This window comes from Halomonas caseinilytica (assembly GCF_001662305.1).
GTDB classification, from domain to species: Bacteria; Pseudomonadota; Gammaproteobacteria; order Pseudomonadales; family Halomonadaceae; genus Halomonas; species Halomonas caseinilytica.
This window is the reverse complement of sequence record NZ_BDEP01000014.1, coordinates 12,309-32,378: the sequence shown is the minus strand read 5'-3', so window position 1 is coordinate 32,378 and position 20,070 is coordinate 12,309. Positions and strand designations below refer to the sequence as shown.

The following is a 20,070-nucleotide window of genomic DNA, read 5'->3' as shown; positions in this document are numbered from 1 at the left end:
TCAGACTTCCGTTTCCGTATCCTTGTAACCGTCGACCACCGAGGTCGACAGGTAGACATCGCGCGACGTCAGGTTCTTGATGGCCGTGAAAAGGTATTGGATGCCGGTGATCAGAAAGCCCAGGGGCACCCAGACATAGATGATGAAGATCGGAAAGCCGAGTGCCGGCAGGATACGTCCCTTGTCATACAGGTCGAGGATGTAGAGCAGCGAGTAGTACATCAGGAAGAACATCACCAGGGAGGTGAACAGCGAGATCAGGACCATCAGGGCGCGACGACCACCTACCGGCAAGGCATCGTAGATCGCCGACATGCGGATGTGGCGGCCATGGCGCGCCGCGTAGCCGATGCCCGCGAAGGTGATCATGATGATCAGGATGCGGTTGACCTCGCCGGTGAAGAACAGGCTCTCGCCGAGCACGAAGCGCCCGATGACATTGGCGATGGTGTTGGTGGCCATCAGCAGCACGCCGATGGCGAGAATGATCGCTTCAAGCTTGCTGATAAGAGTATCAATGGTGCCCAGTATGCCAGGCAGGCCTGAGTGATAGTGCTTTTCGGATTCTTCGTCGGTCATGGCCGCGCTCCCTTCAGCAGACATGGCGAAATTATGGGGCCCCGTTCAGCAGCGTAACCGCTGGCGATGCGGCACGGTGTGCCACAGGTCAACGTTGGATGAACGCTGAGAGAGTGCCTGCCGATCACCGTGCTCGTCCATGCGCCTGTACCCGCGTCTTGTCCTGGAGCTTCCCTGTCGCGCGCTCCTCGAGCGGCGGGTATGCCAAGCTCGGGTGGCGTGGCGAGAGGCGCGTCGGACATCGTTACGGTCTGGCGGGTGATATTGGCATGTACCCTTCGGGGCCGCGTAAACAAATCGGGGGCAGCCTGGCTGCCCCCGGTGGATGCGGGTGAAGTGCGTGATCAGCCTTCGTCCTGGCTTTCTCCGCCTTCATCCTGTTGCACGGCCTTGAGGTCGGCCTTGAACTGGTCGAGCAGCTCCTGGCCTTGCTCGCCGGTCATCTCGATGAACTTCTCCTCGACCTGGGGAGCGCGCTCCTTGAAGGCCTGGATCTGTTCATCGTCCAGACGCGTGACGGTAACCTCATCGGACGCTTCCTTGATCTTCTCGAGGGATTCCTCGGACAGGCCCTTGATGTGCTCGATGGTATGGTCGTAGGCCGCATCGGCAGCATCCTGTACCAGTTGCTGGTCTTCCTCGGAAAGCCCTTCGTAGAAGTCCTGGTTGGCCATCATCGCGGTGGTGAACCAGCCATGGCTGGTGAAGGTCAGGTGCGGCGAGACTTCGTAGAGGCCGCCGGACTCGATCCAGAAGATCGGGTTTTCCTGGCCGTCGATGATGCCGGTCTGCAGGCCACCGTAGACCTCGCCCCAGGGCAGCGGCGTCGGCGTGGCACCGAAGGCGCTGTAGGTCTCGGCCAGCAGCGGGTTGGTCATGGTACGGATCTTCTTGTTGTCGAAGTCCTCAGGCGAGGTGATCGGCTCGTCGGCGGTCACCACCATTTCGCCTTCCGGATACATTTTGAGCAGTTCCAGCCCGTGCTCGGCGTAGAGCTTCGGGAACATCTCGTTGATGGCCTTGCTCTCGTCGAAGAACTCCAGGACGGTGTCCATGTCCGTTGGCATCAGATAGGGAATGAAGAAGATTTGCGCCGAGGGGATCAGCGAACCGGTGAAGCCGGGCGACTGGTTCACGAACTGCAGGATGCCGTTCTGGGTCTGCTCCATGATGTCATCGGACTCACCCAGCTCGCCGAAGCGATAGACCTGTACGGTGTGGTCGGAATTATCTTCGACATAACCCTTGAAAGCCTGAGCGAAGACATCCTGGACGTCGCCTTCGTATTCCTCGTGAGCATAACGCCAGTTGTCGGAATAGGCGGCGGTGGACATGCCGAGCATCAGAGCGCCGATGCTCGCAGTAGTCAGCAACTTGTGTGCCTTCATTCTTATGGTTCCTCTGCAGGTTTTGCCGGGAAATCAATGATTCATCGACCGGCGCAAAATCGAAGTTGTCGTTTGCTCGCCGTTTACGCAGGTAATTTCAGGCTAGCGTGGGGGGTATAGGGGGTCAAGCTGGCTTTGTAGCGTCCCCAAGGCCAAAAGATGTGATTTTTTCTGAAGTTGAGGGCCGAATGGCAGAACTTTTTCGAGAGTTGGACATGGCCGGGGAAGCTCGGAAAGGGGGACGGAACCACTGCGGCTATGGGCTTCCAGGCGTAGCAGACACTCGCGTTCGGCGTCCAGCTCGGCTTGCTTGATGTGCTGACGAACCGTGGCCACGCCCGACCGTTCACGAGCGGCCGGCTTGAGCTCTCGGCGCAGGTCTCGCAGGGGCGTGGTAACCGTGCGTTGCCATTGCCTCACGTCCGAGGGCGTATCGTCGGCACGCAGGCCATGCTGATACAGCCAGCAATGCCATAACAGCTCGGCGACATCGATTCCGGCTTCATCCTGCAAGGTCAGACAGGCCGGCTCGATGCCGTCGCGGGCATAGAGCGCAAGGGCGAAGTCCCAGAGCGAATCGCCGGCGAGACGTGACCGCAAGCGCGTGGATAATTCGGTAGAATCGTCGTTCATCACGACAAGGTGGCCGCCTCCGGGCGGTGATCTCACGCAGACGAGTGGAGTCCGCATGATCGCACTGCGCCAAGTATCCCTGCAACGCGGCCCCCAGAGCCTGCTCGACGCGGCCGACCTGACCCTGCACGCCGGCTACAAGGTGGGCATCGTCGGTGCCAATGGCGCGGGCAAGTCGAGCCTGTTCGGGCTGCTGCTGGGCGAGCTATCGCCGGATCGCGGCGAACTGGAGATGAGTGGCGGTCAACGCATCGCGTACATGGCTCAGGAGGTGGAAGCGCTCGATCGCAGCATCCTCGACTATGTGCTCGATGGTGACCGCGCCCTGCGCGAGACCGAAGCGGCCTTGCACGAAGCGCAGGCACGCGGAGACGCACACCGCGAGGCCGAGTTGCACGGGGCCATCGAATCACTGGATGGCTACAGTGCGCCGGCCCGTGCGGCTCAGTTGCTGGTCGGCCTGGGCTTCGGTCAGGCTGACCTGGATCGCCCGCTGGCGTCGTTCTCCGGGGGCTGGCGCATGCGTGTCAACCTGGCACGAACCCTGTTCACGCCGTCCGATGTCCTGCTGCTCGACGAGCCGACCAACCACCTGGATCTGGATGCCTTGCTGTGGCTCGAGCAATGGCTGTCCCGCTATCCCGGCACCTTGCTGCTGATCTCTCACGATCGCGATTTCCTCGATGCGGTGTGCGATCACATCGTGCATTTCGAGCAGCGCTCCCTGGTGCTCTATCGAGGCAACTACACCACCTTCGAGCGGACCCGGGCCGAGAAGCTGGCCTTGCAGCAGGCGGAGGCTGCCAAGCAACAGGCGCGCAAGGAAGAGATCGAGCGTTTCGTGGCGCGTTTCCGCTACAAGGCCACCAAGGCACGGCAGGCCCAGAGCCGCTTGAAGATGCTCGAACGCATGGGCGACATCGCGGTGGCGCATGCTGACTCACCCTTTCATTTCCGCATTCCCGCCGCAGACAAGGTCTCGCATCCTCTGCTCGTGCTGGACGACGCTACCCTGGGGTATCGCGATGAAGCCGGCGAGAAGCGGCAGCTCGAGGCCGTGAACCTGGCATTGCAGCCGGGACAGCGGATTGGCCTGCTGGGCCCCAACGGCGCAGGCAAGTCGACCCTGATCAAGTCGCTGACGACCGAGCTGCCGCTACTGGCGGGCCATCGGGTTGAAGGCGAGCATCTGGCCATCGGCTACTTCGCGCAGCACCAGCTCGAGGGGTTGGATCTGTTGGCGTCGCCTTTCCTCCACGTGCAGCGACTTTCGCCCACGGCCCCCGAGGCGGAGATTCGTCGCTTCCTGGGGGGATTCGGCTTCCATGGCGATGACGTCTTCGAGGAGGTGTCACGCTTCTCGGGAGGCGAGAAGGCAAGGCTGGCGCTGGCCCTGGTCGCCTGGCAGCGTCCCAACCTGCTATTGCTGGACGAACCGACCAACCATCTCGACCTGGAGATGCGTGAGGCCTTGACCGAGGCCCTGGCCAGTTTCGAAGGCGCGGTAATCGTGGTGTCTCACGACCGCCACCTGCTGCGTGCCACGGTGGATGAGTTCTGGCGAGTGGCGGACCACCGGGTGACGCCCTTCGACGGCGACCTGGAGGATTACCGTGCCTGGCTCAAGTCGCGTCTGGAAGAACAGCGACGCGAGGCGCGTGCCGAGAAGGCCGAACGCCAGGTCGACGACGCGACGCCTAGGGAGGATCGCAAGGCCTCGCGTCGAGCGGCTGCCGAGCTGCGTGACAAGCTGCGGCCACTCAAGCGCGATCGCGACCGGGCGGAGCGTGACATGGAAAAGACACAGGCTTCGCTGGAAGAGGTCGAAGCGGCCCTCGCCGACGCCGACCTGTACACCGATGACGCGCGCAAGGACGAACTGAATGCCCAGTTGGCGCGGCGGGGTGAGCTGGCCTCGCAACTCGAGGAGCTCGAACAGCGGTGGCTGGCCGCCGAGGAAGCGCTGGAGCGGCTGGAGGCCGAACTGCAGGCCTCCTGACCGCGCGGTGATGCAAGGGCTTCAGAGAGAGGAGGCGCGACCGGCCTTCCGGTGGGAAGCGGTGGCACTGCTGCGCCGGCCGGGCTTGTCACGCATCTGCTCGGCGATGGCTTCCCGCTCGCGGCGCTCATCGTCGAGGCTGCGGCGTGGCAGGATCAGATTCAGGGTGATCGAGACCAGGGCCGCCACCACGATAGGCGAGCCGCCCAGCACCAGTTGCACCATCTCCGGCAGGCCGGCGATGGCGTCCGGGGCGGCGTAGATGCCCAGGCTCAGGGCCAGCGCCAGGCTGACGATGGTGATGTTGCGCGACGACAGCTCGTCGCGGATCAAAAGCTGGATGCCGGTCATGGTGATCATGCCGAAGACGGTAATGGTGGCCCCGCCCAGCACCGGATAGGGAATGGTGGTCATCAGGGCGCCGAACTTGGGCATCAGGCCGGCCAGCAGGATGAAGACGGCTGCGAGGGCCAGTACCGTGCGGCTGACGACTTTGGTCATTGCCACGATGCCGACATTCTGGCTGAACGAGGCGGTCGGCAGCGCGCCGAACACCGAGCCCACGGCAGTGCACAAGCCATTGCCGAGCAGCCCGCCGGCGAGTTCCTTGCGGTCCAGCTCGCGATCCATGCCCCCCACGGTAGTGGCCGAAAGGTCGCCGATGGTCTGCACCGAGTTGATCACGCAGATGATCACCATGGACAGGATGGCTGCCGGATGGAAGGCCAGGTCGAAGGGCAGCAGCGCCGGGGCACTGAACCAGTTGGCCTCGCGGACGGGATCAAAGTCCACCATGCCTAGCGCTAGCGCCAGGACATAGCCCACCAGGATGCCGCAGATGATCGCCGAGAGCTTGAGAAAGCTACGGGCAAACTGCGAGACGACGACCACCACCACCAGGGTGAGGAGTGCCACCAGCCACTGGCGTGGCTCGCCGAAGCCGGGTTGCCCGATGCCGCCTGCCATGTAGTTGACGGCGATGTCATAGAGCGACAGACCGATCACCAGTACCACTGTGCCGGCGACGACCGGTGGGAAAAAGTGGCGGATTCGATGAATGAAGAGCCCCACGAGGATCATGGCGCCCCCGCCGATGACCTGAGCGCCGAGGATGCCTTCCAGACCGTACTGGGCGCCGACCGCCGTCAGGGTCGGCACATAGGCAAAGCCGACGCCGAAGATGGTGGGCAGACGGGCGCCGAAACGCCGGATGCCGTAGAGCTGCAGTAACGTCGAGACCCCGGAAGCGAGCAACGAGATCTGGATCAGCAGCATCTTGTCCTCGAGGGTCGCTCCCACGGTACCGGCGACGATGATGGGGACGGTGACCGTGCCCATGATCATGGCCAGGATGTGCTGGAGGGACAGAGGTAGAGCGCGTGTCACGGGAGGGCGCCCGCGGAATTCGAAGACGGAAGTGCTGTGGCCGGAATCTGGCATGGAGACAATCACCACTTGTTATTGTACACAGTTTATCCTGAGCCCATTGTCCACTTTGTGTAATATATTTCCATAAATTTCGTGTACAACTATGGGAGGGGGCGGTGCCGGGTAAAGCGCCCTGTTCGACGCGGCCATGGCGGGTGGAGTTCGGGCTGACAGCGTGGCGGAAGGTCCACCAGAACGGGCCAACGAGTGGCCTCGATCCGGTGGCGCCATGCGGTGGAGAATGGTGGTGGGGCGGTAGGGTCAGTGACTCTCTAGCAAGAAGGTCACGGGGCCATCATTGACCAGGGATACCTGCATATTGGCGCCGAAGCGGCCGGTGGCCACCCGGGGCCAGGTGCTGTGAGCCCGTTCGACGAGGTAATGAAAGAGACGCTCGCCCTCGTCGGGCGGTGCGGCGCTGGAAAAGCCTGGACGCAGCCCCTTGCGGGTGTCGGCGGCGAGGGTGAATTGCGAGATCAGCAGCAGGCCGCCATCGGCCTGGCGGAGATCGTGGTTCATGCGCCCCGACTCGTCGGCGAAGACGCGATAGTGCAGCAGCTTGTGCAAGAGGCGCTCGGCCTTGGTCTCGTTGTCTTCCCGCTCCACACCGATCAAGGCCAGCAGGCCATGCTCGATGGCACCGACGCACTCATCGTCGACGCTGACGCTGGCCTGGGTGACGCGCTGGATCAAGGCTTTCATGGGCGAACTCCGGGCAACGAGGTGATCGCCCGGGAGCGTAGCATGCCTCGGTTCCACGACCCACCGGGTTGGCGGCGTCAGGCTTCCAGCGCTGGCGGTGTCACCAGGGCCGGCACAGCATGATATCGCAATGGGGTTCGGCCAGCAGGCGCTCGGTGATCTGGCTGTGACGGCCCAGTTGGCCGCGGCTGCCCAGCGCCAGCAGATCCGGCGACTGGCGTCGCAACTGTGTCATCAGCACTTCCAGCGGATCGCCCTGTTGCAGCTCGAGGCTGAGTTCCGGCACGTCGTCGAGCTCGGCCATCAGTTGTTCGGTTTCCTGCTCCAGATGAGACCTAAGCCGTTCGACCTCGCGGTCACGCCAGCGTGCGTAGCCGGTATCGGACCCGAGCTCCCGTTCGCCAGGAATGTTCCAGGCGTGCAGCAGCGTAAGGCGTCCTTCGGGAAAGCGCTTCAGGGTCTCGCGCAGGGTATGTCGCGAGGTCAACGAGAAATCCACCGGGACCAGAATGTCGTTCCAGTCGCGGTTGGCCGGCTGGCTGACGGAAAGCACCGGACAGGGGGCACTGCGCAGTACCCGAGCTAGGGTGGTGCCGTGCACTAGGTCGGGCTGGCCGCGCTTGCGGTGGGCACCGAGGATGATCATGTCCGCCTCGCGCTCGTGGGCCTCGCGAATGATCTCGGTATAGGGCTCGCCGGCCACGGTCTGGATCAGGCTGGCCGGCTCGGCCAGGGCATAGTCCTCGCGGATATCGGTGAGGGTGGCCCCGATGTCCGTCACCACGGCTTCCTCGAGATCGTGCAATACCCGCCTCGGCAGGTAGGGATCGAGTACATGGACGATGTCGAGACGCGCGCCGCTCTCACCAGCCAGGCGAATGGCCCGGGCGAAGGCGGCACGGTTTTCGGCGGAGAGGTCGCAGGCGAACAGCAGGGTGCGGGTCATGGCACAGCCCTCTTGATGCCGGGAGAGACCTTCAGGATGGGTGGCCCCGGCGTCCCGCGCAAGTGGTGGGGATCACCACCAGGCGTGGAAGTGATGCACCGGGCCCCGCCCGTGCCCCACGGCGAGCCGTTGGCTGGCGTCCAGGGCACGATGCAGCCACTGCTTGGCCTCGCCGATGGCGGCGACGATCTCGGTGTGGCCGGCGTCCGCCGACAGATGTGCGAGGTGCGCGGCGATGGCGGAAGACAGGGCGCAGCCGGTGCCGTGCAGGTTGTCGGTATCGATGCGTGGGGCCGGCAGCCAGGCACTGTCGGTGGGCGTGGCCAGCAGGTCGGGGCATGCTTCGCCCGGCAGGTGGCCACCCTTGAGCAATACATAGGGGGCCGATAGCGCCTGTAGGCCGGGGATCATGGCTTCCATGGCATCGGGGTTGCTGGGGGCCTGGGTGTCGAGCAGCACGGCGGCTTCCGGCAGGTTCGGGGTGATCACGTCGGCCAGTGGCACCAGGATATCGCGCACCGCGCCGATACCGGCGTTGTCCACCAGAATGTCGCCGCTCTTGGCGACCATCACCGGGTCGAGCACGATCCAGCGTGGACGGTGGCGGGTCAGGGCCTCACCGATCGTCTCGGCGACCTCGCGGCTGGCCACCATGCCGATCTTCACGGCGTCGATGCGTACATCGTCAAGCAGGTTGTCGAGCTGTTCGCCGATCGCCGCGGCGGAAACCGGGTGCACCCGGGCCACCCCTTGGGTGTTCTGGGCAATCACGGCAGTGATGACGTTGGTGGCGTAGGTGCCCAGGGCAGAAAGGGTCTTGATATCGCCCTGCAGGCCGGCACCGCCGGAAGGATCGGAGCCGGCGATGGTCAGGGTGTGGGGAATGGCATTCGAGGCTGGCATGGTCGTGTTGTCCGTGCTGTTCTGAGATCGCCGGAGGCGGCGTCCAGCATACTGCAAGGCAAGCGCTGCACAAATGTCTGTGTGGGCAAATCGCGGCCGCGGTGCCCTCACCTGTACCGCATAGGTGCCGGTTCTTGCGCTCCGGGTGCCGGCCATGGCGGCAACGCGACGGGCCACCCGGAGGTGGCCCGTGGAAGCGTGATGGCCGGCAGCTACTGGGTGGTGTCGCCGTCGGGATTGCGGGCGTTGTAGTAGGCCTGTTCGGAGATGGCGTGATAACTCTCCACCTTGTCCTGGAAGGCGCTGTAGGAGTCGTAGATCTTGCTCGCCATGTCGCTGGACTCGGCCAGTTCGGCGACCACATCGGCAGAGATCTCCTTGGCCTTGGCCAGGACGTCGTCCGGCAGGCGACGCAGTTCGACGTCATGCTCGTTGATCAGTGTCTGCAGGGCGTCGTTGTTGCGCGCCGTGTACTCGTCGAGCACGTCCTGGTTCACGTCGCGCACCGCGGTGCGCAGGATGGCTTGCAGGTCCGCCGGCAGCGAGGCCATGGCCTCTTCGTTGACGATGGCCTCGAACATCACCGTCGGCTCGTGCCAGCCCGGATAATAGTAATAGTCGGCGGCCTGGTGCAGGCCGAAGGCCAGATCGTTGTAGGGGCCGATCCATTCGGTGGCGTCGATGGCACCGGATTGCAACGAGGTGAAGATCTCGCCGCCGGGCATGTTGACGATGGCCACGCCCATGCGGTTCATGACCTCGCCGCCGAGCCCTGGCATGCGCATTTTCAGGCCGTCCAGGTCGTCGACCGAGTTGATTTCCTTGTTGTACCAGCCGCCCATCTGCACGCCGGAGGCGCCGGCGGCCATGACGTCGACGCCGAAGTCATCATACAGTTCGTTCCACAGTTCCAGGCCGCCGCCATAGTGCAACCAGGCGTTCATCTCCTGGGCATTCATGCCGAAGGGGACGGCGGCGAAGAACTGGGCGGCCGGTGCCTTGCCCTTCCAGTAATAGGAGGCGGAGTGCCCCATTTCCGCGGTGCCTTCGGAGACGGCGTCGAAGACCTCGAAACCGGGCACCAGCTGACCGGCGCCGAAGACCTCGATCTGCAGTCGTCCGTCGGACATTTCCTCGACCAGCTTGGCCAGACGCTCCGGCCCCTGGCCGACGCCGGGAAAGTTCTTCGGCCAGGAGGTCACCAGCTTCCACTCGAAGGTGTCCTGGGCCTGGGCACTGCCGGCAGCCAGGGTCAGGCCGACGCCGGCCATGGCCATGACGAGTGCTTTCGATTGCATATGCATCGCTCCCCTTATTGATGTTGTTGGTCGTGCGGAGAGACCCGATGAGGCGGGCCTTGGGGAGGCAGGTGACACACACCTGCCTCATTGGAACCTGTCCGGAACACTATAGCTGGCCTTGCCCGTTGGACCGCTGGCGCCTTGTCCACGGTTCGTCCCGGTTCAGAACTGATCGGGCAGCCAGGTGGCCAGTTCCGGGAACACAGCCAGGGCCAGCAGCATGCCCAGCTGGATCAGAATGAAGGGGATGACCCCGCGATAGATGGATGAGGTCGTCACCGAGTCCGGTGCCACGCCGCGCAGGTAGAAGAGCGCGAAGCCGAAGGGCGGCGTGAGGAAGGAGGTCTGCAGGTTGATGGCGATCATGATGCCCAGCCAGATCGGGTCCAGGCCCATGGCCAGCAGGATCGGCCCGACGATCGGCACGACCACGAAGGTGATCTCGATGAAGTCGAGGATGAAGCCGAGCAGGAAGATCACCAGCATGACGACCAGTGTTGCGCCGACCACCCCGCCGGGCATGTTCTCGAACAGATGCGTTACCAGTTCCTCGCCGCCGTAGGCGCGAAATACCAGCGAGAATAGGGCCGCGCCGATCAGGATCAGAAAGACCATGGTGGTGACGTTGGCAGTGGAACGCAGTACTTCCCGCAGAGTGGCGAGATCCAGGCGACGATAAGCCAGGGCCATCATCAGGGCGCCGAAAGCCCCGACCGCCGAGGCTTCGGTGGGGGTGGCAAAGCCGCCGAGAATCGAGCCGAGCACCACCACGATCAGCACGATGGGCGGCACCAGCCCTTTCAGCAACAGCCATCCCAGGCCACTGTCGTGACCGAGCTCTTCCATCAGCTCCTGGCGGTCGGCGGCCGGCGCGGTGCTGGGCTTGAGCCAGGCGATGACGGTGACATAGACGATATACAGCACGACCAGGATCAGGCCCGGCACGAGAGCGCCCATGAACAAATCGCCCACCGATACCGTCTTGGGGCTGAAGATGCCCATGGAAAGCTGGGCCTGTTGATAGGCCGATGACAGAACGTCGCCGAGCAGCACCAGGGCGATGGATGGGGGAATGATCTGCCCGAGCGTGCCCGTGGCGCAGATGGTGCCGGTGGCCAGCGAAGGGCTGTAGTGGCGCTTGAGCATGGTTGGCAGCGACATCAGGCCCATGGTCACCACGGTGGCGCCGACGATGCCGGTGGAGGCCGCCAGCAGCATGCCCACCAGGGTCACCGAGATGCCCAAGCCCCCGCGCAGCGAGCCGAACAGCAGCGCCATGGCATCGAGCAGCGTCTCGGCGACCTTGGATTTCTCCAGCAGCACGCCCATCAGCACGAAAAGCGGCACTGCCAGCAGCGTCTGGTTGGTCATGATGCCGTAGAGGCGGTTGGGGAAGGCGGAGAGGTAGCCGCCGTCGAAGTTGGCGTCGATGCCCAGTGATTCGAGCCCGAAGCCCAAGCCGGCGAAGGTCAGGGCGGTACCGGCCAGCGACAGGGCGACCGGATAGCCGAACATCAGCACGAGGCAGATTACCGCGAACAGCACCAGCGGCATGAATTCCATCATCACAGGTGTTCCTCGTGCTGATTCGGCGTGTCGTCTTCGGGGGAGAGGCGGCCCGTCAGGATCAGGACGTTGCGGCCGGCCTCCACCAGCCCTTGCAGGAGCATCAGTGCGGCAAACAACGGAATCAGGGTCTTGAGCAGAAAGACGCCGGGAATGCCGCCGGAATCGGGCGAGCCCTCGAAAATCGCCCAGGACTTGCCCACATAGCCGAGGCTGACCAGGATCACGAAGATCATCACCGGCATCAGCAACAGCAGGGTGCCGAGCAGGTCGACCAACGCCTTGCCTCGGGCCGACATGCCCCGATAGAAGATGTCCACCCGCACATGGCCGTCGTGGCGGAGGGTATAGGAAGCGGCGAGCATGAATACCGTGGCGTGCAGGTACATCACCGATTCCTGCATGGGAATGCTGTTGATGCTGAAGGCATAACGCAGCACCACGATCAGGAACTGGATCAGCATCATGACCAGGATCAGCCAGGAAAGGCTCCTGCCGAGCCATTCGGAGAGATAGTCTAGCCGGGCGAGGAGGCGCGGCAACTCGCTGGTTTGGGACATGAGATTCTCGCTGAGCAGCCAAGGGCGTCGAACCGGCGCGATGCGCCGACGCAGTCAACGAAGACTATACGGGAAAGGGCGAGATTCTGTCAGGCGAGCGGGGGCAACATTGGTCTTATGCCTTGCCCGGGGCTGCCGGCGGCGGCTCGACGATGAACCGGCCTAGGCCGGTGTGTCGCGGCCCAGCAAGGCATCACGGCAGGCATCCGGCACTCGCACGTCGATCGCCACGGGCAGGTGGTCGGAGAACAGGTGCTCGAGCACCTCAACGCGGTCGGCCTGCAGGGAGTCGGACAGCAGGATGTGGTCCAGGGCACGACGTGGCTGCCAGGAGGGGTAGCTGAGCGGTGGCCGTACCGGATGCAGTGGCAATGACTCGCGGAAACGCGCATGGGCGTGCAACTGGTCGGGCGTGCAGTTGAGATCTCCCATTACCACCACGTGGCGCAATGGCTGGACCAGCTCGCTGAGATAGTCGAGCTGGCGCACTCGGGCACGATGGCTCAGTGCCAGGTGTGCGACGAACAGGTGCAGGGCGTCCGGGCCCTCGCCGAAACGGGCATGGATGGCACCTCGACCGGGCATCGGGCCGGGCAGGCTGTGCTCTTCGATATGCTGGGGCGACAACCTGGAAAGCAGGCCATTGCTGTGCTGGGCGAGCTGGCCCAGGTTGCGGTTGAGCTGCTGGAAGTGATGAGGAAAACCGGCGCGGCTGGCCAGGTACTCGACCTGGTTGACCCGGCCTGAGCGGAAGCTGCCGCCGTCGACCTCCTGGAGGCCGACGACGTCGAAGCGACTCAACACCTCGCCGATCATGTCGAGGCGCTTGAGGCGTCGCGGGTGGGGCAGCAGGTGTTGCCAGCTCCGCGTCAGATAGTGATGGTAGGCCGAGGTCTGAATGCCTACCTGCAGGTTGAAGGTCAGCAGCTTGAGATGGCCATCCTCCAGAGCCGGCCATCGCACCTCGGCCAGGGATGAGCCCATCGTCAGTTCGCTCGCTCCTCGCGCACCTTGTCCACCAGCTCACCGGCGATCCGGGGCATGTTGTCGAGACTGCCGGCGCTGCTCGGCGTCACCACGTAACGGCCATCGACGATGAGAGCGGGAACGCCCATCAGCTGCATGTTGCGCATGCGTGCATGGGCCTGGTTGACCTGGCTCTTCACGCCGAAGGAGTCCAAGGCCTCCAGGGCCTCGTCCTTGCTGACCCCGTAATCGCTGAAGAAGGTCGCGATCTCCTCGGGATCGGTCAGCTGGCGTCCCTGTTCATGGATGGCATCGAAGAAATCGCCATGCAGATCTTTCTGGATGCCGAGCTCCTTGGCGGCGTAGAAGGCGGCGGCGTGCTTGTTCCAAGCGCCGCCCATGGTGGCCGGCATGCGCTCGAAGACCACATCGTCGGGCAGTCCATCGACCCAGGCATTGAGCGTGCTTTCCAGGTCATAGCAGTGAGGGCAGCCATACCAGAACGCTTCGGTGACCTCGATCTTGCCATCCTCGACATGGGTCTTCACCGGCTCATCGAGGGTGCTGTAATGCTGGCCTTCCACCGGGGGGGCAGCCATGACGATGGTGGACAAGCCGAGGCCCGCCAGGGCAACCATCAGGGACTTGAGCATGATGCGAATCTCTCCTTGCATGAATCGGGTTCCGACGTGAGCCATCGGTATGGCATCGCCGGATTGGAGTCCGACGCGGCGCGGTGGTTCCCCTGGCGCCGTTGCCGGAGTGCCCGGCGCGGGCAGGCCAGGCTCAATGCAGGCCGAGCAAATAGTTGGCCAGGGCATTCATGTCACGTTCGCTCAACTTGGCGGCAATGTCACGCATGATGCCGTTGGGGTCGTTGTCGCGACTGCCCTCGGCAAAGGCCTTCAGGGCGGCGATGGTATAATCGGTCTTCTGGCCCGACAATGCTGGATAAGCCGCACTGCCGATCCCGGCGCCGGTGGGGGTATGGCAGGCGCTGCAGGCGGGCAGTCCGCGTTCCAGGTCGCCGGCACGATACAGTTCGCGGCCGTGGGCCACCAGTTCCTCGTCGGGATCGGCCTGCCCCAGGGCAGGTGCCTGCTCGGCATAGAAGGCGGCCACATTGCGAATATCCTGATCGGAGAAGTCCTCCAGCTGCCCGGTCATCTGAGGCACTTCACGGACGCCGTCGCGGATCTCCTCGAGCTGCTTGACCAGATAGGAGGCCTTCTGGCCGGCGAGGTTGGGAAACAGGCCGGAGGGACTGATGCCGGTCTGGCCGTGGCAGGCCGCACAGGGCTGAGCCTTCTCGCGTCCGGCGTCGGCGTCCGCCTCCCTGACGGTGTCCGCCGCGGCGGCGTTCCATGCGGCCATGAGGATGACCAGGCTTGCCAGTAGCTGTCTCATCGCTGTCCCACTGTTGTTGTCTTGCCATGTCATTGTCTTGTACCGACCGTCGTGGCAGTCGGATCATGATGGCAGTCGACGCGCGTCACGCCGGTCGTCGCTGGCGCGGGCCCGGTGATATAATGCCGTCGCCCGGGTCGCAGACACATGATGCTGCAGTATAACGGAGCCCCCGGAACGCGGAAACGACGCCGGTTTCACGCTGTCCCCGACCAACATCAGGAACTGCCATGTCGCGACTCAACTACCAGGCTGCCCGTTTTCTCACCAGTGCGCCCACCCTGGCGAAATGCCCGGCGGATACGGGGGCCGAGGTCGCCTTCGCGGGCCGCTCCAACGCCGGCAAATCCAGCGCCATCAACGTCCTGACTCGCCAGAAAGCCCTGGCGCGAACCTCCAAGACCCCCGGACGAACCCAGCTCATCAACTTCTTCACGCTGGGCGATGACACCGAGCTGCGTCTGGTCGACCTGCCTGGTTATGGGTATGCCAAGGTACCCGATGCCGTCAAGCTGGAGTGGCAACGCCACCTGTCCGATTATCTGCAGCACCGCACTTCGTTGCGTGGCCTGGTATTGCTGATGGACGTGCGTCATCCGCTGACCGAATTCGACCAGACCATGCTCGGCTGGGCCGATGAGCAGGACATGCCCGTGCACATCCTGCTGACCAAGGCCGACAAGCTGAAGAGCGGTGCCGCCAAGAATGCCCTGCAGCAGGTACGCTCCCAGTTGCGCGAATGGCAAGACCTGGTGTCCATCCAGTTGTTCTCGGCGCTCAAGAAGCAGGGCATTGAGGAGGTGCATGCACGCCTGGACGACTGGCTGCTGAGTGAACGCCAGTAAAAACTGGCTGCACTCGGCCATGCGGCGTTAATCGCCGTCTTAGAAGGTTCATTGAAGGCCAGTAATCAGCAGTTGTGGCTGGCAGGCGTCGAGTGAGCGCCGGGGACAAGGTGGAGGCGAGGGTCATCCGCCATGGGTGAGGCGCATGCCGCCGAACGGGCTGGCCAGGGGGCCAGCCCGGGTCCTGCAAGCGGAGCAGGAAGCGGGAGCGCTGCAGGGCGGATGTCGCGCCCATGGATGGGTTTACAGCGCCCTCGCGGAGGCTTGTCCCCGGGAAGGCTCACTGGCCGATACGATGTCCTACTCCCGCTCCATCCACTCCAGCAGGTCCGGTAGTTCCCTGACATGCTCCAGTCGATACGCGCCCTTCGGCATCGGTGTGTCGGCCGGGGCGTGCGGTGCGATCCAGGCCGCGCGCATGCCCAGCCGGATCGCCGGCAGAATGTCCTCCTGCCATGAATCTCCCACGTGCAGGGCCTGTGCCGGCGTTGCCCCCAGGCGGCTGAGCGTCGCCAGGAAGGGGCGAGCGTCGGGCTTGGGGGCAGGCATCTCGCCGGCGGCGATGACCACCTCGAAGTGACGCGACAGCGCCAGGCGATGGAAGGCCAGGTTGCCGTTGGTGATGGCGCCCAGGCGGTAATCCTGCGCGAGGGCTTCGAGCAAGGGCTCCGCTTCGGGATAGGGCGCAACCTCCAGGCGTAGTGCATGGAAGCGCGCCATGGTGAGCGAAGCCCAGAGCCAGGCTGAGGCCCGCGACAGACCGAAGGCTTCCAGCAGCTCGACCAGGGTGCGTTCGCGTATCCAGGTGAAATCCCCCCGCCGCAGCGGATGTTGCTCGGCGAGGCGTCGGCGATGGGTCTGGTAGTGGGTGATCGGCATGGCCTCGGCGAAACGCCGCGGCGTTTCGCCATGGGCGGCGAGCCAGTCGGCCAGCTGTTCGTCGAGCCAGGCGCAGTGCAGTGCTTCGGTGCGGGACATCACGCCCTGGTTGTCCCAGAGGGTGTCGTCGAGGTCGAAGGTCAGGGCGCGAAGCCGGGTATCGTGTCGGTTCATGTGTCGTCGGGGTCGCGTCGGCGGCGGGCACGAGGGTGGGCAGCGTCGTAGCCGGCCGCCAGGTGTTGCCAGTCGAGTCGCGTATAGGCCTGGGTGGTGGAAAGGTTGGCGTGACCGAGCAGTTCCTGGACCGCGCGCAGGTCCTGGCTGGATTCGAGCAGATGGCTGGCGAAGGAGTGGCGCAGACGGTGCGGATGCAGGTGCTCGGCGAGTCCGCGGGTGAGAGCCAGGTGCTTCAGACGCTGCTGGATCGCTCGATGGCCGAGGCGATGGCCCCGGATACCGACGAACAGGGCCGGCTCATCGTCGGCCGCCAGGGCGCCTCGCAACGACAGCCAGGCGGTGAGTGCCTGGTCGGCACGCCGGCCCACCGGTACCTGGCGCGGTTTGCGGCCCTTGCCGAGCACGCGAACCCGCTGGGCATGGAGGTCGTCGAGATCGAGCGCGGCCAGTTCGGCCAGGCGCAGGCCGCTGGAATAGAACAGTTCCAGCATGGCCTGGTCGCGGCATGCCAGGGGCGAGCCGTCATGGGGCGTGTCGAGAAAGTGCGCGAGCGCATCGACATCCACGGGACGAGGAAGGTCGCGGGGTACGCGCGGGGTGCGGACCAGCGACACGGGATTGTGGTCCAGGTGCCCCTGGGCCATCAGGTGTTCGGCGAAACGAGACAGGGCCGCGCGGCGCCGGGCCAGGCTGCGCGGCGCTAGGCCCCGGGCGCGTTCGCCGCCGAGGAAGCGGCGCAACAAGGCGGCATCCAGCGCGGCGGGCTCCCCGAGGCCATGGCGGTCGAGGAATTCGAGCAGCGCCGTCAGATCCCGGCGGTAGGCCTCCACCGTGCCCGGGCTGGCGGTGCGTGCGAGGTCGCCGAGAAAGGCCTCCGCTTCTCGACCGAGCGGCGTCGAGGCGCCAGGCACTCTAGCCATGATCCGAAGGCGTCGGTCGTGCCAGCAGCCGGGCGACCACATCCCCGACGTATTCGGTGAACAGGGTGTCCATGCTGGCGCGGAAATGGTCCGGCGCGGGACTGGCCAATACCAGATACCCCAGAGGCTCACCCACGGCGAGGCGCGTCAGGGCGCAGGAGCCGCCTTTCTCGGGGGCCGGGACATGAGGCAGCAGGCGTTGCCAGTCGGAGCGCGTCAGCCGGGTGCAGCGGCTGGTGCGGTTGTCGAGCAGGCAAGACAGACGCTGTGTCGTATGGTCATCGAGGACGTGACGCGGTGGTTGAGGGGGGTGGGCCTCTCGGTCAGTGAGCGCGGAAGAACACCACAGGGCCACCGCCGGTGTCTGGAAGTGCTCGCTCAGTTGAGTGGCCAGGGCTTGCCCCAGGGCATCGCCGTCCTCGGCTTCCAGCAGTGCCAGGATCAATTCGCGCGTGCGCCGATACTGAGCCTCGTTGTGGCGAGCGGAATCCAGCAGTTGCTCGAGGCGGCCTTCGGCATGCTCGGCGCGGCTGCGCAGGTCGGCCACCAGGCGCTCGAGCAGTGACGTCGCGCCCCGGGCCTCGGGATGCGGTACCCGGAGCTGCTGCAACAGACCTTCACGGCCAACGAAGAAATCGGGATGCCGGGCCAGCCACTGGGCCACGACATCCGGGTCCAGGGTCTTGCGTGGCTCGGGAGCGGCTCGGGTCATGGCGGGATCTCCTTGGTGTGCGGTCGGGCCTGGACGTCAGTTGATGACCACGCGTCCATCGAAGACGCGCTCGGCGGGGCCTGTCATGATCAGGTTGGCCTCGGCGTCGGGCCAGTCGACCCTCAGCTTGCCGCCGGGCAAGTGCACGGTGACCGGGCTTTCGAGCAGCCCCTGGCGAATGCCGCAGGCCACGGCGGCGCAGGCGCCGGTTCCGCAGGCCAGGGTTTCGCCGCTGCCCCGCTCGTAGACCCTCAAGCGTATCTCGTGTGTGGACACGACCTGCATGAACCCCGCATTGACCCGTCTGGGGAAGCGGGGGTGTCCCTCGATGGCCGGTCCCAGGGTCGCCACCGGCGCGGTCGCCACATCATCCACACGCAGCACCGCATGAGGATTGCCGAGCGAGGCGACGCCGATCGAGAGTTGCTGCCCATCCACCTCAAGGTCGTGCAGGGGACGGTCGCCGTCGGCGTCGAAGGGCAGTGCCTGGGGATCGAAGCGAGGCTGGCCCATGTCCACGCTGACACGACCGTCGTCCCCGATGACCAGGGTCAGGGGGCCGCCGGCCGTCTCGACATGGATCTCGCGCTTATGCGTCAGGCGCTGGTCGAGCACGAACCGGGCGAAACAGCGGGCGCCGTTGCCGCAGTTTTCCACTTCGCTGCCGTCGGCGTTGTAGATCCGGTAACGAAAATCCATGTCCGGATCGCGGGGCGGCTCGACCACCAGCAATTGATCGAAGCCGATGCCGAAGCGCCGGTCGGCCAGCTCGCGGATCTGCTCGTCGCGCAATCGGGCTCGCTGGGTGACCAGGTCGACGACCATGAAATCGTTGCCCAGGCCGTGCATCTTGGTGAAATGCAGCAACATCAGGGTGTCTCTCCCCCGGTCGTCGCGTCGTCCGGCAGCGTCATCTCGCCCGCCCAGAGGTCCTCCAGGCGCTCGCGGCGGCGGACCAGGTGAACCTGGTCACCATCCACCATCACCTCCGGCGGACGCGGGCGGCTGTTGTAGTTCGAGGCCATGACAAAACCGTAGGCGCCGGCGGAGCGTACCGCCAGCAGATCGCCGGCGGCGATGCCAAGGCGGCGCTCCTTGCCGAGGAAGTCGCCGGTCTCGCAGACCGGGCCGACAACGTCGTAGGTGTCCGTCTCTCGTGCCTGACGGGTATCGACCGGCAGAATCGCCTGCCAGGCCTGATAGAGTGCCGGGCGGATCAGGTCGTTCATGGCGGCGTCGACGATGGCGAAGTTCCTGGTCTCCCCGGGCTTGAGGAATTCCACCCGGGTGAGGAGAACACCGGCATTGGCGGCGATGGAGCGCCCCGGCTCGAACAGCAGCGTCAGCCGCTCGCTGCCCGGCCAGCGCGACAGCCGCTCGAGCAGCGAGGTGGCGTAGTCGAAGGGCTGGGGCGGGTTCTCGTCCTGATAGGGCACACCGAGTCCTCCACCGAGGTCGAGATGCTCGACCTCGATGCCGATGTCGCGCAGGCGTTCGAGCAGGGCGAGCAGGCGATCCAGGGCATCGAGGAAGGGCGAGAGCTCGGTGAGCTGGGAGCCGATGTGGCAATCCAGGCCGGCGATGCGCACATTCTCCATGGTGGCGGCCTGACGATAGACCTCGAAGGCCTCGTCCACCGGGATGCCGAACTTGTTGTCCTTCAGGCCGGTGGAAATATAAGGGTGGGTGCCGGCATCGACATCCGGGTTGACGCGCAGCGACACCGGCGCCACCTGGCCGAGCCCTCGGGCCACGGCGTCGAGGCGTTCCAGCTCGGCCCGGGATTCGACGTTGAAGCACTTGATGCCGACCTCGAGCGCCCGGGCCATCTCGTTTTCCTGCTTGGCGACACCGGAGAAGACCACCTTGGCGGGGTCGCCGCCGGCGGCCAGCACGCGTTCCAGCTCGCCCACCGAGACGATGTCGAAGCCGGCGCCAAGGCGTGCCAGCAGGTTCAGCACCGCCAGATTGGCGTTGGCCTTGACCGCATAGCAGATCAGGTGCGGGTGGCTGCCGAGCGCTTCGGTGTAGGCGCGGAAATGGCGTGCCAGGGTGGCCTTGGAATAGACGTAGCAGGGCGTGCCGAACGCGTCGGCGATTTGTGTGAGGTCGACATCCTCGCCGTGCAGGACACCGTCCCGATAGTCGAAATGATCCAT

20 protein-coding genes are annotated in these 20,070 nt (G+C 64.8%); 2 read left to right on the top strand and 18 right to left on the bottom strand.

Annotation, left to right across the window (positions count from 1 at the left end):
* The 3 genes from A9O65_RS07845 to A9O65_RS07835 all read right to left on the bottom strand — a co-directional run bounded on the left by A9O65_RS07845 (position 1) and on the right by A9O65_RS07835 (position 2,600).
* On the bottom strand, positions 1-579 hold the full coding sequence (locus A9O65_RS07845) for a TRAP transporter small permease (protein ID WP_064699829.1): 579 nt from the start codon (positions 577-579) through the stop codon (positions 1-3).
* 344 nt (positions 580-923) lie between these two features.
* Positions 924-1,967, bottom strand: a complete 1,044-nt coding sequence (locus A9O65_RS07840; protein ID WP_064699828.1) for a TRAP transporter substrate-binding protein — start codon at positions 1,965-1,967, stop codon at positions 924-926.
* A 102-nt stretch (positions 1,968-2,069) separates the two neighbouring features.
* Positions 2,070-2,600 (bottom strand): TIGR02444 family protein, encoded by a 531-nt coding sequence (locus tag A9O65_RS07835; protein WP_064699827.1) that lies wholly within the window; start codon positions 2,598-2,600, stop codon positions 2,070-2,072.
* A gap of 55 nt (positions 2,601-2,655) precedes the next feature.
* Between A9O65_RS07835 and A9O65_RS07830 the strand changes: the two genes are divergently transcribed.
* On the top strand, positions 2,656-4,599 hold the full coding sequence (locus A9O65_RS07830) for an ATP-binding cassette domain-containing protein (RefSeq protein WP_064701809.1): 1,944 nt from the start codon (positions 2,656-2,658) through the stop codon (positions 4,597-4,599).
* A 21-nt stretch (positions 4,600-4,620) separates the two neighbouring features.
* Here the strand turns inward: A9O65_RS07830 and A9O65_RS07825 are convergent, their stop codons facing one another.
* From A9O65_RS07825 to A9O65_RS07780, 10 genes are all read right to left on the bottom strand, one after another.
* A complete protein-coding gene (locus A9O65_RS07825) occupies positions 4,621-5,985 on the bottom strand; it encodes a uracil-xanthine permease family protein (RefSeq protein ID WP_367888821.1) in 1,365 nt (454 codons plus the stop codon).
* Between the two features lie 303 nt (positions 5,986-6,288).
* Positions 6,289-6,729 carry a D-aminoacyl-tRNA deacylase gene (gene dtd / locus A9O65_RS07820; RefSeq protein WP_064701807.1) on the bottom strand — a complete coding sequence of 147 codons (441 nt, stop codon included), beginning with the start codon at positions 6,727-6,729 and terminating at the stop codon, positions 6,289-6,291.
* A gap of 100 nt (positions 6,730-6,829) precedes the next feature.
* Positions 6,830-7,675 carry a universal stress protein gene (locus A9O65_RS07815; RefSeq protein ID WP_064699823.1) on the bottom strand — a complete coding sequence of 282 codons (846 nt, stop codon included), beginning with the start codon at positions 7,673-7,675 and terminating at the stop codon, positions 6,830-6,832.
* Between the two features lie 72 nt (positions 7,676-7,747).
* On the bottom strand, positions 7,748-8,578 hold the full coding sequence (gene thiD, locus A9O65_RS07810) for a bifunctional hydroxymethylpyrimidine kinase/phosphomethylpyrimidine kinase (protein WP_064701806.1): 831 nt from the start codon (positions 8,576-8,578) through the stop codon (positions 7,748-7,750).
* A gap of 212 nt (positions 8,579-8,790) precedes the next feature.
* The gene (locus tag A9O65_RS07805) at positions 8,791-9,855 is read right to left on the bottom strand and encodes a TRAP transporter substrate-binding protein (protein ID WP_425292858.1); all 1,065 of its coding nucleotides are present in this window, start codon (positions 9,853-9,855) and stop codon (positions 8,791-8,793) included.
* 186 nt (positions 9,856-10,041) lie between these two features.
* Positions 10,042-11,445 (bottom strand): TRAP transporter large permease, encoded by a 1,404-nt coding sequence (locus A9O65_RS07800; RefSeq protein ID WP_064701805.1) that lies wholly within the window; start codon positions 11,443-11,445, stop codon positions 10,042-10,044.
* Complete coding sequence (locus tag A9O65_RS07795; protein ID WP_064701804.1) at positions 11,445-12,005, bottom strand: TRAP transporter small permease subunit; 561 nt, start codon at positions 12,003-12,005, stop codon at positions 11,445-11,447. Before A9O65_RS07795 ends, A9O65_RS07800 begins: the two co-directional genes overlap by 1 nt.
* 162 nt (positions 12,006-12,167) lie before the next feature.
* The gene (locus tag A9O65_RS07790) at positions 12,168-12,989 is read right to left on the bottom strand and encodes an endonuclease/exonuclease/phosphatase family protein (protein ID WP_064699818.1); all 822 of its coding nucleotides are present in this window, start codon (positions 12,987-12,989) and stop codon (positions 12,168-12,170) included.
* A 2-nt stretch (positions 12,990-12,991) separates the two neighbouring features.
* Positions 12,992-13,624, bottom strand: a complete 633-nt coding sequence (locus A9O65_RS07785) for a thiol:disulfide interchange protein DsbA/DsbL (RefSeq protein ID WP_064701803.1) — start codon at positions 13,622-13,624, stop codon at positions 12,992-12,994.
* A gap of 133 nt (positions 13,625-13,757) precedes the next feature.
* A complete protein-coding gene (locus tag A9O65_RS07780; RefSeq protein WP_064699816.1) occupies positions 13,758-14,378 on the bottom strand; it encodes a c-type cytochrome in 621 nt (206 codons plus the stop codon).
* A 230-nt stretch (positions 14,379-14,608) separates the two neighbouring features.
* Between A9O65_RS07780 and yihA the strand changes: the two genes are divergently transcribed.
* Complete coding sequence (gene yihA / locus A9O65_RS07775) at positions 14,609-15,223, top strand: ribosome biogenesis GTP-binding protein YihA/YsxC (protein ID WP_064699815.1); 615 nt, start codon at positions 14,609-14,611, stop codon at positions 15,221-15,223.
* 300 nt (positions 15,224-15,523) lie between these two features.
* Here the strand turns inward: yihA and A9O65_RS07770 are convergent, their stop codons facing one another.
* From A9O65_RS07770 to lysA, 5 genes are read right to left on the bottom strand one after another with little or no spacing between them, the layout of a single operon-like run.
* Entirely contained in the window at positions 15,524-16,276 is a 753-nt protein-coding gene (locus A9O65_RS07770; RefSeq protein WP_064701802.1) for an HAD family hydrolase, read from the bottom strand.
* On the bottom strand, positions 16,273-17,199 hold the full coding sequence (locus A9O65_RS07765; RefSeq protein ID WP_064701892.1) for a tyrosine recombinase XerC: 927 nt from the start codon (positions 17,197-17,199) through the stop codon (positions 16,273-16,275). The genes A9O65_RS07770 and A9O65_RS07765 overlap by 4 nt, the downstream gene beginning before the upstream one ends.
* Positions 17,192-17,911 carry a DUF484 family protein gene (locus A9O65_RS07760; protein ID WP_064699813.1) on the bottom strand — a complete coding sequence of 240 codons (720 nt, stop codon included), beginning with the start codon at positions 17,909-17,911 and terminating at the stop codon, positions 17,192-17,194. Before A9O65_RS07760 ends, A9O65_RS07765 begins: the two co-directional genes overlap by 8 nt.
* Before the next feature lie 36 nt (positions 17,912-17,947).
* Positions 17,948-18,781, bottom strand: a complete 834-nt coding sequence (dapF, locus tag A9O65_RS07755; protein ID WP_064699812.1) for a diaminopimelate epimerase — start codon at positions 18,779-18,781, stop codon at positions 17,948-17,950.
* Positions 18,781-20,070, bottom strand: coding sequence for a diaminopimelate decarboxylase (lysA, locus tag A9O65_RS07750; RefSeq protein ID WP_064699811.1), 1,290 nt, complete (start codon positions 20,068-20,070; stop codon positions 18,781-18,783). The genes dapF and lysA overlap by 1 nt, the downstream gene beginning before the upstream one ends.